General features: G+C 66.9%; 13 protein-coding genes. 6 read left to right on the forward strand and 7 right to left on the reverse strand.

Features of this window, described 5'->3' with window-relative positions; all coding sequences use genetic code 11:
- The first annotated feature begins 24 nt into the window (after positions 1–24).
- Positions 25–1,134, forward strand: a complete 1,110-nt coding sequence (locus WDC87_RS08355; protein WP_005415924.1) for a polyamine ABC transporter substrate-binding protein — start codon at positions 25–27, stop codon at positions 1,132–1,134.
- 43 nt (positions 1,135–1,177) lie between these two features.
- Here WDC87_RS08355 and WDC87_RS08360 read toward each other — a convergent pair whose 3' ends face one another.
- Positions 1,178–2,548: an NAD(P)-binding domain-containing protein gene (locus WDC87_RS08360; protein ID WP_336331295.1), complete on the reverse strand. Its 1,371-nt coding sequence runs from the start codon at positions 2,546–2,548 to the stop codon at positions 1,178–1,180.
- A gap of 309 nt (positions 2,549–2,857) precedes the next feature.
- Here WDC87_RS08360 and potA point away from each other — a divergent pair, with 309 nt between their 5' ends.
- The 4 genes from potA to WDC87_RS08380 all read left to right on the forward strand — a co-directional run bounded on the left by potA (position 2,858) and on the right by WDC87_RS08380 (position 7,210).
- Complete coding sequence (gene potA / locus WDC87_RS08365; protein WP_005415926.1) at positions 2,858–3,994, forward strand: polyamine ABC transporter ATP-binding protein; 1,137 nt, start codon at positions 2,858–2,860, stop codon at positions 3,992–3,994.
- Complete coding sequence (locus tag WDC87_RS08370) at positions 3,991–4,923, forward strand: ABC transporter permease subunit (RefSeq protein WP_069137955.1); 933 nt, start codon at positions 3,991–3,993, stop codon at positions 4,921–4,923. The genes potA and WDC87_RS08370 overlap by 4 nt, the downstream gene beginning before the upstream one ends.
- Complete coding sequence (locus WDC87_RS08375) at positions 4,920–5,762, forward strand: ABC transporter permease subunit (protein WP_005415928.1); 843 nt, start codon at positions 4,920–4,922, stop codon at positions 5,760–5,762. Before WDC87_RS08370 ends, WDC87_RS08375 begins: the two co-directional genes overlap by 4 nt.
- Positions 5,763–5,845: 83 nt before the next feature.
- Positions 5,846–7,210 carry an NAD-dependent succinate-semialdehyde dehydrogenase gene (locus tag WDC87_RS08380; RefSeq protein WP_111202171.1) on the forward strand — a complete coding sequence of 455 codons (1,365 nt, stop codon included), beginning with the start codon at positions 5,846–5,848 and terminating at the stop codon, positions 7,208–7,210.
- A 75-nt stretch (positions 7,211–7,285) separates the two neighbouring features.
- Here WDC87_RS08380 and WDC87_RS08385 read toward each other — a convergent pair whose 3' ends face one another.
- The 6 genes from WDC87_RS08385 to WDC87_RS08410 all read right to left on the reverse strand — a co-directional run bounded on the left by WDC87_RS08385 (position 7,286) and on the right by WDC87_RS08410 (position 12,656).
- Positions 7,286–8,308: a magnesium and cobalt transport protein CorA gene (locus WDC87_RS08385; protein WP_252745452.1), complete on the reverse strand. Its 1,023-nt coding sequence runs from the start codon at positions 8,306–8,308 to the stop codon at positions 7,286–7,288.
- 6 nt (positions 8,309–8,314) lie between these two features.
- Positions 8,315–9,571, reverse strand: a complete 1,257-nt coding sequence (locus tag WDC87_RS08390) for a DUF4105 domain-containing protein (RefSeq protein ID WP_252745451.1) — start codon at positions 9,569–9,571, stop codon at positions 8,315–8,317.
- Positions 9,568–10,449, reverse strand: coding sequence for a transporter associated domain-containing protein (locus WDC87_RS08395; RefSeq protein ID WP_005408827.1), 882 nt, complete (start codon positions 10,447–10,449; stop codon positions 9,568–9,570). The genes WDC87_RS08390 and WDC87_RS08395 overlap by 4 nt, the downstream gene beginning before the upstream one ends.
- A gap of 64 nt (positions 10,450–10,513) precedes the next feature.
- Positions 10,514–11,083: a hypothetical protein gene (locus WDC87_RS08400; RefSeq protein WP_072166761.1), complete on the reverse strand. Its 570-nt coding sequence runs from the start codon at positions 11,081–11,083 to the stop codon at positions 10,514–10,516.
- A 104-nt stretch (positions 11,084–11,187) separates the two neighbouring features.
- The gene (ybeY, locus tag WDC87_RS08405; protein ID WP_072166760.1) at positions 11,188–11,673 is read right to left on the reverse strand and encodes an rRNA maturation RNase YbeY; all 486 of its coding nucleotides are present in this window, start codon (positions 11,671–11,673) and stop codon (positions 11,188–11,190) included.
- Positions 11,670–12,656: a PhoH family protein gene (locus tag WDC87_RS08410; protein WP_005415936.1), complete on the reverse strand. Its 987-nt coding sequence runs from the start codon at positions 12,654–12,656 to the stop codon at positions 11,670–11,672. Before WDC87_RS08410 ends, ybeY begins: the two co-directional genes overlap by 4 nt.
- A 441-nt stretch (positions 12,657–13,097) precedes the next feature.
- Between WDC87_RS08410 and WDC87_RS08415 the strand changes: the two genes are divergently transcribed.
- Positions 13,098–14,054, forward strand: a complete 957-nt coding sequence (locus WDC87_RS08415; RefSeq protein ID WP_088497704.1) for an HlyD family efflux transporter periplasmic adaptor subunit — start codon at positions 13,098–13,100, stop codon at positions 14,052–14,054.
- Positions 14,055–14,061 lie beyond the last annotated feature (7 nt).

Raw genomic sequence — 14,061 nt, forward strand, 5'->3', positions numbered from 1 at the left:
CCTTCCCGCATTCTGGAGCACCCGATGAAGCTGCGTATCCTCACGCTCGGCCTGGCCTCCGCCATGCTTGCCGCCTGTGGCGGTGGCAACGGCGGCGCGCAGGACAGCCAGGTCCTGAACGTCTACAACTACAGCGATTACATCGCCGAGGACACCATTCCGACCTTCGAGAAGGAGAGCGGCATCAAGGTGACCTACGATGTGTTCGACAGCGATGAGATGGTCGAGACCAAGCTGCTGGCTGGCAACAGCGGCTACGACGTGGTGGTGCCGACCCTGAACTTCTTCGGCCGCCAGATCCAGGCCGGCGTGTTCCTGCCGCTGGACAAGAGCAAGATTCCGAACCTGGCCAACCTCGATCCGGCGGTGATGAAGCGCATCGCCACCCAGGATCCGGGCAACCAGTACGGCGTGCCGTACATGATCGGCACCACCGGCATCGGCTACAACGTGGACATGCTGAAGCAGCGCTTCGGCGGCAGCACCGATATCGCCAACAGCTGGGACCTGGTGTTCAAACCGGAGAACATCAGCAAGATGAAGGACTGCGGCGTGACCATCCTGGACACGCCGGCCGACATGATCCCGATCGCGCTGCATTACCTGGGCCTGGATCCGCACAGCGGCGACCCGGCCGAGCTGCAGAAGGCGGCCGACCTGCTGAAGTCGATCCGCCCGTACGTGCAGAACTTCCACTCCTCGCAGTACGTCGGTTCGCTGGCCAATGGCGGCACCTGCCTGGTGGTCGGCTGGTCGGGTGACATCATCCAGGCCCGCGACCGCGCCGAGGAAGCCAGCAATGGCGTGCACGTGGCTTATTCGATCCCGAAGGAAGGTGCGCCGCAGTGGTTCGACATGCTGGCGATCCCGAAGGACGCCAAGCACCCGGAAGCGGCTTACAGGTTCATCAACTATCTGCTGGAACCGAAGGTCGCCGCGGCCAACACCAACTTCATCCACTACGCCAACCCGATCCCGGCCGCGACACCGCTGGTGGACGAGGCGATCCGCACCGACCCGACGATTTACCCGCCGGCCGACGTGGCCGAGAAGATGTTCACCTACTCGATCAACACGCCGGAGACCGACAAGCTCTACACCCGGCTGTGGACCGAGGTGAAGACCGGCCGTTAAGCCGGTCTGGCGCCGCCGGGCCTTGCCCGGCGGCCGCCTTGCTTCACCGCTTCACCGTGCCGGAATCGGTACCGTCGGCCTGGTCAAGGTGCCTCAGGATGGCCGGCAGCAGGTCGCGTGCATCGCGGCCGCCGTTGCACAGGAACGACGAACTCATCCGCTGCAGGTTGTGCATGCCGATGAAGAACAAGCCCGGTTGCGGGGAAACGCCAAACTCGCCCAGCGGATAGCCGTGGGCATCCAGCGCGCCCTGCACATCGAGCCAGGGCCACTCGGCGACGAAACCGGTGGCCAGCACCACCGAGCGGATGCCTGCCGCCTGCAGATCCAGTTCATCCGGGGCTATGTCCGGCTCCCAGTGCAGATAGACCTCTTCGGGAATGTAGCGGGCATCGTCGGTGCGCGGCTCGGGCCGCGTGGCGTAGTACGCGCTGGCCAGCGAATCGAGATAGGCGTACTCGGCCTGCGTCGCTTCAATCGCGGTGCGAAGCTGCGGGCGGACATCGGCGAAGCGGGCGGTGTTTCCATTGAATTCCTGCAACCGTCCCAGCAACCTGATCCCTGCGCGGTGCATCGCCAGCAGGCTGATCGAACTGCCCAGGCCGGCGCCTCCCTTGCCGGAAATCAGGGGGAACTCCGCGGTGCGGGCCTTGCGCAGCGCGTCCGGCTCGCCTGCCAGTACGGCCGCCGATTGGCTTACGTGTTGATGGATGCGCCCGGCCATGGCCCACCAGGTCATCGAGTCCTTGCCGCGCAGCCGACGGGTGTGCGAATGACGATCGGCCAATGACCAGTACACGCTGCGACCAGCGTCGCACAGGTCCTGGGCGATCTGTGCGCCGGATTGGCCGCCGCCGATGACCAGCACCGCGCCCGGGGATAGCTGGCCGGGACTGCGGTAGTCGCTGGAGTGCAGCACGGTGAGGCCTGCTGCGGGCGCGAAAGGGGCCCGGGGCAACCGCGCCCGGCGGTATTCACCGGTGGCGACCACCACCGCCTGGGCATGGATCAGCCCCCGGCTGCTGTCGATGGCATAGCCACCGGACTCCGGCCCGACCCGATGGACCACGCACCCCTCGCTGATCGGCAACGCGCGCTCGTCGGCATAGTCGCGCAGCCGTCGGATCACTTCCGGGGCCCCCATGAACCCTTCCGGGTCATCCCCGGCATAGGCATGGCCATGCAGGGCCATCGTCGCGTTGGCGGTGTTGGTCTGGAACGAATCCCAGCGTCGCCGCCAGCTGGCACCCACGGTTTCGGCCTCCAGCACGCGATGCTCGACGCGGGCCTCCTGCAGGAGCGCGCTGAGCGACAACCCGGCCTGGCCGGCGCCGATGATGACCAGCGGCAGCCGTGCAGGCAGGCAGCCCGGCAGGCGGGGCGGGAAAGGGGAGGGGCTGTCCGGGGAAATCACCAGGGGCGGTCCATGCAAGGCCTAGATGCGGGACATTGCGCGGGGAATGTCCGGGGCTTTCAATGGATCCCGTTCTGAAAAATGTTGCAGATCGGGCTGCCGCCCGCAGTGTCTGGCCGGGACGGCTGCAGGGTCGTCCAGGGGAGCCCGGGCCTTGGGGCGGACAGGCCACCATCGCGGGGAAAACCGACACGCCCTCGGGGGCCCTGGGCGGGCCAGCGGCCGCTTCCACCCACTCCCGTCATATCCCCTTCGGCCCCCGGCCGTTAGAATGGCCGCCGCTGTCCACCGCCCGCTCCCGGAGCCCCCATGCCCGTTGAAGCCCAGCCGGTAGCCGCCGTCGTCGACACGACCGGTGCGCCCGGCTATCTCTCCATTCGTGATCTGCGCAAGGAATTCGACGGTTTCGTCGCCGTCGACGACGTCAACCTGGACGTGCGCAAGGGCGAGATCTTTGCCCTGCTCGGTGGCTCCGGCAGTGGCAAGTCGACCCTGCTGCGCTGCCTGGGCGGCTTCGAGACGCCCACCAAGGGCAGCATCACCGTCGATGGCCAGCGCCTGGACGCGCTGCCGCCGTACCAGCGGCCGGTCAACATGATGTTCCAGTCCTACGCCCTGTTCCCGCACATGACGGTCGAGCAGAACATCGCCTTCGGCCTGAAGCAGGATGGCCTGGGCAAGGACGCGATCAGCAAGCGCGTCGGCGAAATGCTCGACCTGGTGCAGATGGGCCACCTGGGCAAACGCAAGCCGCACCAGCTGTCCGGTGGCCAGCAGCAGCGCGTGGCGCTGGCGCGGTCGCTGGCCAAGGGGCCGAAGCTGCTGCTGCTGGACGAACCGATGGGCGCGCTGGACAAGAAGCTGCGCTCGCAGATGCAGCTGGAACTGGTCAGCATTATCGAATCGTCGGGCGTGACCTGCGTGATGGTCACCCACGACCAGGAAGAAGCGATGACCATGGCCACCCGCATCGCGGTGATGGATGCCGGCTGGATCCAGCAGGTCGGCAAGCCGGACGAGGTCTACGAGCAGCCGGCCAACCGCTTCGTCGCCGAGTTCATCGGTTCGGTCAACCTGTTCGATGGGGTGATCGACGAGGACCTGCCCGAGTACGTGACCGTGCGCTCGCCGCTGTTCCCGGCGCCGATCTACATCGCCCATGGCATCACCTGTTACGAAGGGCAGCCGGTCGCATTCGCGCTGCGCCCGGAGAAGGTGATGATCGGCAAGGACGAGCCGGAAGGGCACACCAACAAGGCGCAGGGCGTGATCGAGGACATCGCCTACTTCGGCAGCCACTCGGTGTATCACGTGCGCCTGCCCAGCGGCGCCAAGGTGCTGGCCAACTTCGCCAACTCGCAGCGCTGGGCCAGTGATGGCTTCACCTGGGGCGACGAGGTGTGGGTGCACTGGCGCGACAACGACGGCGTGGTGCTCACCTCATGAGCGTCGCCGGCCTGAAGCGCTGGCTGCCGGGGCTGCGTGCCACGGTGATCGGCATTCCGTACCTGTGGCTGCTGCTGTTCTTCGCAGTGCCGTTCCTGATCGTGCTGATGATCAGTTTCTCGCTCAGCCGGGTCGGCTCGCCGCCGTATACCTGGCTGCTGCAGTACGGGGACGGCGGGTTCTCGCTGAAGCTGAACCTGGAGAATTACCTGGCGCTGTTCCGCGATTCGATCTATGCGCAGGCCTTCCTGAGCTCGATCAGGATCGCGGCCATCTCCACCTTCCTGACCCTGCTGATCGGCTACCCGATGGCCTACGCCATCGCCCGCCTGTCGCCGGCCGCACGCAACGTGGCGATGATGCTGGTGGTGCTGCCGTCGTGGACCTCGTTCCTGATCCGCGTGTATGCGTGGAAGGCGATCCTGGACCGCAACGGCCTGCTTGACCAGTTCCTGCAGTTCACCGGCCTGCAGACGCTGATGACGTCGATGGGCCTGCCGAAACTGCAGTTGATCGATACGCCGACCGCCGCCTACATCGGCATCGTCTACTGCTACCTGCCGTTCATGGTGCTGCCGCTGTACGCCAACCTGGTCAAGCATGACCACCGCCTGCTGGAAGCGGCCTACGACCTGGGTGCCAGGCCATGGCAGGCCTTCCTCCGCATCACGCTGCCGCTGTCGAAGGCCGGCATCATCGCCGGCTGCATGCTGGTGATGATCCCGGCAGTGGGTGAATTCGTGATTCCGGAAATGCTGGGGGGCTCGGAGACGCTGATGGTCGGCCGCCAGCTGTGGAACGAGTTCTTCAACAACCGCAACTGGCCGGGCGCGTCGGCGATGGCGGTGGCGATGATCCTGTTGCTGCTGGTGCCGATCCTGCTGTTCAACCGATCCCAGCAGCGCCTGCTGGAAGGGAAGCAGGCATGAGCCCGCGTACCGCCAAGGGCCTGGGGCTGGGCGTGCTGCTGCTCGGCTTCGCCTTCCTGTACCTGCCGATCCTGCTGTTGATGTTCTATTCGTTCAACAGCTCGCGGCTGGCGATGGTCTGGGCCGGGTTCTCCACCCGCGCCTACAGTGACCTGTTCGCCGACCGCGCGCTGATGGATGCGATGTGGACCAGCCTGGTGGTGGCGTTCTGGACCGCCTGTACCGCCACCGTGCTGGGCACGCTGGCGGCGATGGTGATGACCCGCTTCAAGCGCTTCCGTGGCAAGCCGCTGTTCGGTGCGCTGGTCACCGCGCCGCTGGTGATGCCGGATGTGATCCTGGGCTTCTCGCTGATGGCGCTGCTGGCCTCGATGGGCGCGATTCCGGGCTTCCCGGCGCGCGGCCTGGCCACCATCTGGATCGCGCACGTCACCTTCACCCTGTGCTTCGTCACCGTGGTGGTGTCTTCGCGGCTGCAGGAAATGGATCTGTCGCTGGAAGAAGCGGCGATGGACCTGGGGGCCAGCCGGCTGACCGTGTTCACCCGCATCACCCTGCCGATCATCGCGCCGGCGCTGGTGGCGGGCTGGCTGTTGGCGTTCACCCTGTCGCTGGATGACGTGGTGGTGGCCAGCTTCGTCGCCACGCCGGGCTCGACCACGCTGCCGATGAAGGTGTTTGCGTCGGTGCGCATGGGCATCAGCCCGAAGATCAATGCACTGGCCACGCTGCTGGTGTCGGCGGTATCGATCGCTGCGGTGATCGGCTGGTACATCAATGCCCGTGCCGAGAAGCGGCGCCAGCGCGACCTGCAGCTGGCGCGGCAGGACAACGGCTGAGTACACGATCCGTCCACTGTGCCGGCAACGCCCGGCTCACGGCCGGCGGCGCACAATGGGGGTCTTTCAGATGGAGATCCCCCATGACCGTCGAGATCGTCGACCCGGCCACCGGCCAGGTGACCTACCGCCATGAACTGATGGGCGCTGCCGACATCGAGCAGCGCCTGCAGGCCGCCGCCGATGCGTTCCCCGGCTGGGCCGAGCGTTCGCTGCAGGAACGCGGCGCGATCCTGCGCCAGATCGCGGCGCAGCTGCGCACGCGCCGCGACGACCTGCAGCAGGCGATGACCCACGAGATGGGCAAGCTCAAGGCCGAAGCGCTGGCCGAGGTCGACAAGTGCGCGGCGGCCTGCGAGTACTACGCCGACCATGCGGCCGACTATCTCAAACCGCAGCTGATCGACACCGAAGCGCAGCGCAGCTATGTGCGCTACGAGCCGATCGGCTGCGTGTTCGCGGTGATGCCGTGGAATTTTCCGATCTGGCAGGTGTTCCGCTTCCTCGCACCGGCGTTCATGGCCGGCAACGTGGCCCTGCTCAAGCATGCCAGCAACGTGCCGCAGTGTGCCGACCTGATCCTGGCGGTGTGCCGTGATGGCGGCCTGCCGGACGGCGTGTTCGACGTGCTGCACATCGACAACGACCAGGCCGCCGACGTGCTGCGCGACGCACGGGTGAAGGCGGTGACGCTGACCGGCAGCGAGCGGGCAGGGCGCTCGATCGCCTCCAACGCTGGCAGCCAGTTGAAGAAGTCGGTGATGGAGCTGGGTGGCAGCGATGCCTTCGTGGTGCTCGACGATGCCGACCTCGACAAGACGGTTGCGGCAGCAGTGAAGTCGCGCTTCGACAACAGCGGGCAGACCTGCATCGCGGCCAAGCGGTTCATCGTGGTCGAGGCGGTGGCCGATGAATTCACCCGTCGCTTCGTTGAAGCTGCGGCCGAGCGCCAGTACGGCGATCCCGATGAGCGGGGCACCACGCTGGCACCGATGGCCCGTGCCGATCTGCGCGATGAACTGCACAAGCAGGTACAGGCCAGCGTGGCCAAGGGTGCGCGGGTGCTGATAGGCGGCGAGCCGATTGCCGGCACCCATGCCGGCTATCCGGCCACGGTGCTCGACCAGGTCGGCCCGGGCATGCCGGCCTACGACGAGGAACTGTTCGGTCCGGTGGCTGCGGTGATCCGGGTCGCTGATGAGAGCGAGGCACTGCGCGTGGCCAACGACACCCGCTTCGGCCTCGGCGGCAGCGTGTGGACGCGCGATCCGGTGCGCGGCGAAGCTTTCGCACAACGCATGGAATGCGGCGCCGCGTTCGTCAACGCGATCGTCAAGAGCGATGCGCGGCTGCCGTTCGGCGGCAGCAAGCAGTCTGGGTTTGGCCGGGAACTGGCCGACCACGGCATCCATGAGTTCATGAACATCAAGACCGTTTACGTAGCTTGATGCCGAATGGCAATGCCGGCCGCTGGCCGGCATTGCCCTGGTTGCCGGCCAGCGGCCGGCACTACCACCAGCGGGTCACAACCACTTTGCGCGCTTGAACAACCGGTACAGGCCCACGCAGACGCCGCCCACACCAACGATCATCAGTGGGTAGGCCCACGGTTGGCTCAGCTCCGGCATGTGGCTGAAGTTCATCCCGTACCAGCTGGTGATCAGCGTCGGTGCCGCCAGCAGCGCGGCCCACGCACCGAGGCGCTTGACCGTCTCGCCCTGCGCCAGCGTCACCAGCGACAGGTTCACGCTGAGCGCGGTGCCCAGCATCTCGCGCAGGGTGTCGATCACATCGCTGATGCGTACCGCGTGGTCGTGCACGTCACGGATGTAGAGCTTCACTTCGTCCGGAACCAGCTCGCCCTGGTAACGGCGCAGCTGGGCCAGCACATCCTGCAGCGGCGCCACCGCCATCCGCATCTTGTTCAGTTCGCGCTTGAGCTCGTACAGGCGTACCACGGTGCTGCGCTTGTAGTTCTCGGCGAAGATGTCCTTTTCCAGCAGGTCCAGGGTGTCGCGGAAGCGGTGCACGATCGGCAGGTAATTGTCGACCACGAAGTCGGTCACCGCGTACAGGCAGTACGACGGGCCCATCTTCAGCAGCTGCGGCTCACGCTCGACCCGAGCACGTACCGGCGCGTAGGAAAGCGAGGCGCCGTGGCGCACCGTTACCAGGAAGCGCGGGCCGAGGAAGGCATGGGTTTCGCCATACTGGATGCGCTCGTCGACCATCTGCGCGGTGGTCACCACCACGAACATTGAATTGCCGTAGGTCTCGACCTTGGGCCGCTGGTGGGCGTTGCGCGCATCCTCGATGGCCAGGTCGTGCAGGCAGAACTCCTCCTGCAGTTTCAGCAGCACATCGTCGTTGGGGTCGTACAGGCCAACCCAGACAAAGCCATTGCCACTGGCAATGACATCGCTGATGGCGTCCAGGGTGATGTCGTGGCGTTTGCCCTCGTCATCGTAGTGGACGCAGTTGATGACGCAGGCGGGGTTGGCTGAAGCCTGGGCGGAAGCGGAGGCGGGCAATGACATGCCCGCCATCGTGCGTCAGCGCCGTGTTTCGGACAAGTGAGGATGGCGCCCCAGTACCCACGCCAGCGCGACGTGGACGGGCAGCAGCAGCACGATCCACTGCACGTTGTACTGCGCCTGCAGGCTCAGCCAGTGCAGCACCAGCGCCGCCACGGCCTGCACTGCCAGCAGCCACAGCACGACCCTGAACATGCGGCCCGGCACGCGCCGGCGCAGCAGGCTGATTGCTCCGGGCAGCAGCAGCACGGCCACCGGCGAAAGCAGCAGCAGGTTGCGGTTGGCCCAGGCGGCGTAGTGGATGCTGAAGCCCCACAGGAACACCAGCAGGCTGCCGGCGATGGCGCACAGCAGCCAGAACGGCAGGGCCAGCCCGGCCAGCAGGCGCGGGCGGTTGCGCAGCACCAGCACGCCGCCGGCCACGGCCAGACCAAGCAGCAGCCACGGCCACCAGCGACGCGCGAATTCCTTCGGCTCCGGATCGATGCGGTGTGGCAGCAGTTCCTGTTCGGACTGCACCAGCGGCCGGCCATCACTGTTGCGTGCCTGGCGCAGCGCATCGGCCAGGCGCATCGGCACGAACGCTTCCTGCCAGCGCGACAGCGGCTGGTCGGCAAACGGCCCCAGGCCGACATCGAAGCCCAGCCACATCCACGGGGCGGGCGAGGCCAAGCGCACCGACTCGCTGCGGTAGGTGTTGCCGCGCGAACGCCCCGACAACTGCGACTGCAGGCCACCGCCCAGCGCCTTGTCCACCGTGTCGCGTACCATCGTGGCGCAGTTGGCGGTGTAGTAGTCGTAGTGGTAGCGCGCGTTTTCAGGCTTGGCCCGCTCGGCCAGGTCAGCGGCCAGGGCACGCGCCTGGTCGGGGCGCAGGTCCAGCCACTGCACGCTGGCACCGCGGCCGGTCTCGTCGTAGTACGACAGGTCCTGCTGCAGCGGTAGCGCCACCAGGTAATACATCATGTCGCCGCGCACGAAGCGGCTGATGAAATCGTCCTCGGACGGATCGAAGTAGCCGAAGTTGTATGAGGTCGCTTGGCCGCTGAGCGGATCGATCACCACGATGGCATCATGCCCGAAGCGTTCGAAGAACACGGTGCCCGGCTGCATGGTCACCACGCCGATACGCGGGACCGGGGCCTCGGCGCTGGCGGTGGCAGGTGCGGGCACGGCTGCCGCCGGCTGCGCGAAGGCGGCCAGTGGCAGGGCCATGGTCATGGCCAGCACACACAGTGCCAGCCACGCCGTCAGGATCAGAACGCGGCGCTTCAAGCGTCGTCCTGCGCGTCCGGCGGCAGCACGGTCACGTGGAAGGCCTGCACCCGGCGCGCATCGGCGCGGGCCACGCGGAACATGAAGCGGTCCAGCGCCAGCTCATCGCCGACTTCCGGCAGATGGCCCACGGCCTCGGTGACCAGGCCACCGATGGTGTCGTAGTCCTCGTCGGAGAACGTCGCGCCGAAGCGCTCGTTGAAGTCGCCGATCGGGGTCAGCGCGTCGACCACGTACTGGCCGTCGGACTGGATGGCGATCTGCGCGGACGGATCCTCGGCCTCGTCGTGCTCGTCGTCGATCTCGCCGACGATCTGCTCCAGCACGTCCTCGATGGTGACCAGGCCGGCGACACCGCCGTACTCGTCGACCACGATGGCCATGTGGTTGCGCGACAGGCGGAACTCCTTCAGCAGCACGTTCAGCTTCTTCGCCTCCGGGATCAGCACCGCCGGGCGCAGCAGCTCGCGCACGTTGGCCGGGCCGTTGTCGGCGACCACGCCGCGCAGCAGGTCCTTGGCCAGCAGGATGCCAAGGATGTCGTCCTTGTTCTCGCCGTGCACCGGGAAGCGCGAATGGCCCGATTCGACCACCTGCTTCATCAGTTCCAGGAAGGGCGCTTCGACCGGCAGCGAGACCATCTGCGAGCGAGAGATCATCACGTCGCCCACGGTCAGCTCGGCCACCGAAATGGCGCCTTCCATCATCTTCAGGGTATCGGCGGCGATCAGACCCTCTTCCTGCGCGGTGTGCAGGACAGCGACCAGCTCGTCGCGGGTGTGGGGTTCGCCGGAGAAGGCCGAGGTCAGGCGTTCAAGCCAACCGCGCTTCTTTTCACTGTGCTCCGCAGGGGAGCTACTACTGTCGTCTTCTGACATCTCTGGAAAAAAGGCACCCGGCAGGCCGGGCGTTGGCCCAAGTCTAGCAGGATGTGGCGGCCTGTCAGTGACCGTCGCTGCCCGGTCCGGTGATCGGCGGCGGGGCCAGTTCAGGCCGGGCAGGGGCTTCTTCTTCAGGCAGGTCCAGGCTGTAGGTACAGCCGGCCAGCGTTTTCCCCGGATGGGAGGCCACGGTGGAGACGCTGAGGATGATCGACTCGATCTGGGCCTCGCCGCTCTGCGGGTCGGTCACGTCGCGGCTGACCAGCTCGCGGCCGGCCATGAACTTGCCGTTCTGGTCGTAGCCGGTCTCCAGCGCCAGCCGCTTGGCCAGAGGCCGAGGGTCGGCCTGGTCGAGGACGGCCATGATGCTGGCGCCGGCCACCGCTACCCGCTCGGTCTGTTGGCCGAAGACGGTGATCGGGCTGGCCAGCCGGTACTCGCTCATGAACTGGTTGCCCTGCGGCAGCGGCTGCAGGCCCCGGGCCACGGCCTTCAGCGGATCGGCCAGCAGCGGCGCCAGCGCTGTCTGCTCGGCCACGCCCTGGCGGCATTCGATCAGCGCCGGCAGATCCAAGGCAGCGGCCGGGGCGGACGCGACGAGCAGCAGGGGCAGGGCAATACGCAGCAGCACAAAGAAATTCCCGTTGTAGAGCCGAGCCCATGCTCGGCTGCATTTCGGTCAGGTTTGCGGGGGGCGATGCGTTGGAGCCGAGCGTAGGCGCGGCTGTATAGGCCTTAGCGCTCGCCCGCGTACGGGTCGTCAATGCCCAGCTCGGCCAGGATCTCGCGCTCCAGCTGTTCCATCGCCTCGGCCTCCTTGTCGTCCTCGTGGTCCCAGCCAAGCAGGTGCAGCACGCCGTGCACGGTCAGGTGCGCGTAGTGGGCATTGAGCGCCTTGCCCTGTTCGTCGGCTTCACGCGCCACCACCGGTGCGCAGATCACCAGGTCACCCAGCAGCGGGAACTTGACGCCCTTGGGCAGACCTTCGGGCACTTCGGCCGGGAAGCTGAGCACGTTGGTGGCGTAGTCCTTGCCACGGTAATGGCGGTTCAGCGACTGGCCTTCCTTGGCATCGACCACGCGGATGGCCAGGTCGGCCTCGCGGATGCGGCCCTTCAACGCAGCGGCCACCCACTTGCGGAAGCTCACTGCCGCCGGCAGCCCGGTACGCGGCAGGGCATAACTGACGGCGACGTCCAGTCGCACGGGACCACGGGTCATGGCGTCGCTCCAGGCTGGATCTGATGCAGGTCGCGGCGGTCGTAGGCGCTGACGATGCGCGCCACCAGCGGATGCCGGACCACGTCGCGGGATTCGAAGAAGGTGAAGCTGACGCCCTCGACCTCGCGCAGCACATCGATGGCGTCGCGCAGGCCGGACTTCACGTGCTTGGGCAGGTCGGTCTGGGTCAGGTCACCGGTGACCACCGCGGTGGAGCCGTAGCCCAGGCGGGTCAGGAACATCTTCATCTGCTCGATGGTGGTGTTCTGCGCCTCGTCCAGGATCACGAACGCATCGTTGAGCGTGCGGCCGCGCATGTAGGCCAGCGGCGCGATCTCGATGACGTTCTTCTCCAGCAGCTTGACCACCTTTTCCACGCCCATCATCTCGTACAGGGCGTCGTACAGCGGTCGCAGATAGGGGTCGACCTTCTGGCTCAGGTCGCCGGGCAGGAAGCCCAGCTTCTCGCCGGCTTCCACCGCCGGGCGCACCAGGATCAGGCGCTGCACCCGTGACTCGTTCAGTGCTTCGACCGCGCTGGCCACGGCCAGGAAGGTCTTGCCGGTTCCCGCCGGGCCGATGCCGAAGTTGATGTCATGCGTGGCGATCTGGTGCAGGTAGCGGCCCTGGTTGGCGCCGCGGCCGCGTACCGTGCCACGCTTGACCTTGATCGCCACGTCCTGCGCTTCGTAGGAGCGCTCGGCGATCTGCTCGACGTTGGCCTGCGCCAGGCGCAGGTGGATGGCGTGGTTGTCGAAGGTGGTTTCGCCGGCTTCGGCGTACAGCGCTTCAACCAGCTTCTGCGCCTCCACGATGGCTTCGTTGGGCCCGCTGATGCGGAACACGAAGCCACGATTGGCGATCTCCACGCCGAGCTTCAGCTCGATCTGGCGCAGGTGCCCATCGAAGGGGCCGCACAGGTTGGCCAGTCGCTCGTTGTCTTCCGGCGACAGGGTGAAGTCTCGATGATCGATGCTTTTCATTGCTTGGGGTGGGGCGGGGTCGCCGTCCACCGCGATGGACTCGGGGTGACAAGGTTACGCGCGTACCGGGCATGCGGCCAGCGGCGGGCCGATACGCGGTTTTCCACACCCGGTGTGGACGGGGGGCGCGAAAAGCTGTGGATAGGCCTTCGCAGTGCTTGTGCCACAAGGCGGATGAGGTGGTGGTGAAAAAACCGTCACGGTCGGCCGGCGCCTGTGACGGCAGCGCATCTTCCGCTGCCAGGCACCCAGTACGGCTGCCCCCGTCCGGTTCTCCACACCGGCTGTGGAATGATGCTGAATCAAGCTGTGGATAGGTGGCGAGGAACCTTGCAGCAAAAGGCCTGTCCGCGCGTGGCGAAAAAACCGTCAGGGCTGATCGGAATCATTGAGGGTGCACGGGGCAGGTGGCACCGTGTCGCCGTCGCAGGAGGGAATGGCATGGGCATCGGCAACGGGATGCGTGGACTCGGGCTGGCGGGCATCGGCCTGCTGGCGGGCTGTGGGCAGTCAACGCCAACGGCGCTGGGCACGCTGGAGTGGGACCGGATCACGGTGCCGGCGCCGGCGGCCGAGGTGATCGCCACGGTGGAGGTGCGCGAGGGCCAGCGGGTCAAGGCCGGGGCCGTGCTGATGCAGCTCGATCCCGCCCGCGGCGACGCGCAGTTCGCGGCGGCGCAGGCCGACACGGCGCGCGCGCAGGCCCAGCTGGAAGAGCTGAAGCTCGGCCCGCGCCAGGAACAGATCGCACAGGCCCAGGCACAACTGGCCGCGTTGCGCGCGCAGTCTGCTGAAGCCACTGCCTACTATCGTCGGGTGCAGCCATTGGCACGCCAGCGCCTGATCGCCGCCGCCGAGCTGGACCGTGCACGGGCGGCCGCCGGCCATGCCGCGGCCAGCGTGCGTGCCGCCGAGCAGGCCTGGCTGGAACGGGTGCACGGCAGTCGCGCGCAGGACATCGCCCAGGGCCAGGCGGCCGCCGACGCCGCACAGGCGCAGCAGGTGGTGCAGGGCGTCAACCTGCAGAAGCTGCAGCTGCGCGCACCGCGCGATGGCGTGATCGATGCCTTGCCCTACCGGCAGGGTGACCAGGCACCGATCGGGGCGCCGCTGGCGGTGATGCTGGTCGGCGAGCGCCCCTATGCGCGCGTCTACCTGCCGCAGCCGCTGCGCCTGCAGGTCAAGGTCGGTCAGCCAGCGCAGATACAGCTGGAGGGAGGGGGCACCGTACTGAAGGGCCATGTGCGCGCGATCCGCAGCGAGCCTTCTTTCACCCCGTACTACGCACTCACCGGCGATGACGTCGAGCGCCTGAGCTACCTCGCCGAGGTCGACGTGGATGCAGCCAGCGACATGCAGAAGCTTCCGGCCGGACTGCCGGTGCAGGTGCGCTTCTGAACACCGG

This window comes from Stenotrophomonas maltophilia group sp. Smal12, from assembly GCF_037079935.1.
In the GTDB taxonomy this organism is placed as follows: domain Bacteria; phylum Pseudomonadota; class Gammaproteobacteria; order Xanthomonadales; family Xanthomonadaceae; genus Stenotrophomonas; species Stenotrophomonas sepilia.

Excerpts from the sequence above, each read along its gene's own strand:
- ybeY (WP_072166760.1), bottom strand. The coding sequence starts at position 11,673 with ATGACCCGTGGTCCCGTGCGACTGGACGTCGCCGTCAGTTATGCCCTG.
- WDC87_RS08380 (WP_111202171.1), top strand. The coding sequence starts at position 5,846 with ATGACCGTCGAGATCGTCGACCCGGCCACCGGCCAGGTGACCTACCGC.
- WDC87_RS08410 (WP_005415936.1), bottom strand. The coding sequence starts at position 12,656 with ATGAAAAGCATCGATCATCGAGACTTCACCCTGTCGCCGGAAGACAAC.
- potA (WP_005415926.1), top strand. The coding sequence starts at position 2,858 with ATGCCCGTTGAAGCCCAGCCGGTAGCCGCCGTCGTCGACACGACCGGT.
- WDC87_RS08385 (WP_252745452.1), bottom strand. The coding sequence starts at position 8,308 with ATGGCGGGCATGTCATTGCCCGCCTCCGCTTCCGCCCAGGCTTCAGCC.
- WDC87_RS08395 (WP_005408827.1), bottom strand. The coding sequence starts at position 10,449 with ATGTCAGAAGACGACAGTAGTAGCTCCCCTGCGGAGCACAGTGAAAAG.
- WDC87_RS08355 (WP_005415924.1), top strand. The coding sequence starts at position 25 with ATGAAGCTGCGTATCCTCACGCTCGGCCTGGCCTCCGCCATGCTTGCC.
- WDC87_RS08370 (WP_069137955.1), top strand. The coding sequence starts at position 3,991 with ATGAGCGTCGCCGGCCTGAAGCGCTGGCTGCCGGGGCTGCGTGCCACG.
- WDC87_RS08375 (WP_005415928.1), top strand. The coding sequence starts at position 4,920 with ATGAGCCCGCGTACCGCCAAGGGCCTGGGGCTGGGCGTGCTGCTGCTC.
- WDC87_RS08415 (WP_088497704.1), top strand. The coding sequence starts at position 13,098 with ATGGGCATCGGCAACGGGATGCGTGGACTCGGGCTGGCGGGCATCGGC.